The organism is Alteribacillus sp. JSM 102045 (genome assembly GCF_041949975.1).
In the GTDB taxonomy this organism is placed as follows: domain Bacteria; phylum Bacillota; class Bacilli; order Bacillales; family Marinococcaceae; genus Alteribacillus.
In genome coordinates this window covers 1-1390 of sequence record NZ_JBHFQG010000093.1, presented here as the reverse complement: position 1 = coordinate 1390, position 1390 = coordinate 1, and the positions used below count along the sequence as shown (strand labels likewise).

Annotated in this window: 2 protein-coding genes and 2 pseudogenes; 2 read left to right on the top strand and 2 right to left on the bottom strand. The window is 35.9% G+C overall.

All coding sequences use genetic code 11. The features are described from left to right. Nucleotides 1-129, top strand: a 129-nt coding sequence (locus ACE1TI_RS21770; protein WP_375009592.1) for a helix-turn-helix domain-containing protein, incomplete at its 5' end; no start/stop codon positions are given. Continuing rightward, a pseudogene (locus ACE1TI_RS21765) lies at nt 129-647 on the top strand (IS110 family RNA-guided transposase); the annotation flags it as partial. The gene ACE1TI_RS21770 and the pseudogene ACE1TI_RS21765, both read left to right, overlap by 1 nt. 307 nt (nt 648-954) lie before the next feature. Here the strand turns inward: ACE1TI_RS21765 and ACE1TI_RS21760 are convergent. Together ACE1TI_RS21760 and ACE1TI_RS21755 are read right to left on the bottom strand one after the other, a co-directional pair. Further along, nucleotides 955-1083 carry a hypothetical protein gene (locus ACE1TI_RS21760; protein WP_375009591.1) on the bottom strand — a complete coding sequence of 43 codons (129 nt, stop codon included), beginning with the start codon at nt 1081-1083 and terminating at the stop codon, nt 955-957. A gap of 56 nt (nt 1084-1139) precedes the next feature. Then, nucleotides 1140-1390: pseudogene (locus tag ACE1TI_RS21755) on the bottom strand (IS21 family transposase); the annotation flags it as partial.

Here is a 1390-nt window from a genome sequence, read left to right as displayed (position 1 = left end):
CGGAACAGAGGGAATGTCAGCCAAACAGCGAGAGAACTGAATCTGCACAGGCAGTCATTATTATACAGGCTTCGAAAAATCGAAACATTAACCGGTTGCAACCTTGTTAATTCAGACGATACGTTTTAGACCCTTTTAAACGCAACTTATATACGAGTCACATCGTTAGTCTTACGATGTACATTAACCTTCTTCTTCAATACCAAAAGCACCTATCCAAACTAGACAAAGAGATAGATGCCATGGCAGAAGAATTTGAAGATTATAAAATGATCCGATCAATCCCCGGTATTGGTGGAAAGATTGCGGCAACAATCATTTCCGAAATTGGGGAAATCGATCAGTTTCATCATCCTAAGAAACTGGTTGCTTATGCCGGAATTGATCCTAGTGTTCACGAGTCGGGAAAGTTTAGAGCCACCATTAACAAAATCACGAAAAGAGGATCTTCTCGCCTTCGGAAAACCCTCTATACCGCTGTGCAATGTGGAATAACAAAGAATCGTAATCCAAAACTAAAAGCTTACTATGATAAAAAGCGTGAAGAGGGCAAGCCACATAAAGTAGCTATCATTGCTTGTTCCAACAAGCTCATTCATTGGATTTATGCACTTTTAAAGCGTAAAAGGCTTTCAAGGTATAATTAATTCCAATTAAATTCATTTTAGGAAAATACTTCAAGTAAGTATATTTGAAGCCTATTTGGCATGCGCAATTTTATTGTACCATGACCTTTTCAACTTTTTTAGTCCTATCTATTGACCTTCTATTAGCTGGTATTAGTTGAATAACACTTTCAGCAAAATTGAACTTATTTATTCTCATTTTTTTCTTCATTTTAACTCTGCTTTTTCATTACACCTCTTTGGTCAATTGCTTCTGACTTTAACTATACGTTCTACAATAAATCCAACTATTAAGCCGAAAGCAAAAGGAAGTATTGCAATATTTGCATCAAAAATCAATCGGTTCATTTAGAACAAATGAAAACCTAAGAAGAGATAAATTAAATATATTTCCAATCCAATATAATAGAGCCATTGTCCCAACTGATGATAATAACGGAAACCATATAATTCTCACAAAAGACCTCCTTTGAACGCTTGTTATTGAACAAACCTGCCCGTTAGCGAAATAAGCTACCTTTCATTTTGCACTTCTTTCTTTTTTATAGTTATCAGCCTTGACATAACAAAATGAGCCACTGCAATAGTAAGTAGAATATCTCTATACGGTTCACCTGTCTTTAACCATGTAGCTATAATATTGTCATAGACCATGGTCTGATACACACCACCTACTTTCTCAAAGAATAAAGCGTGAGCTTCCTGGAAACACTCTGTTTTCTGTTTGGTAAACAAATAAGCCATTCGGTAATTCCCATAAGCCG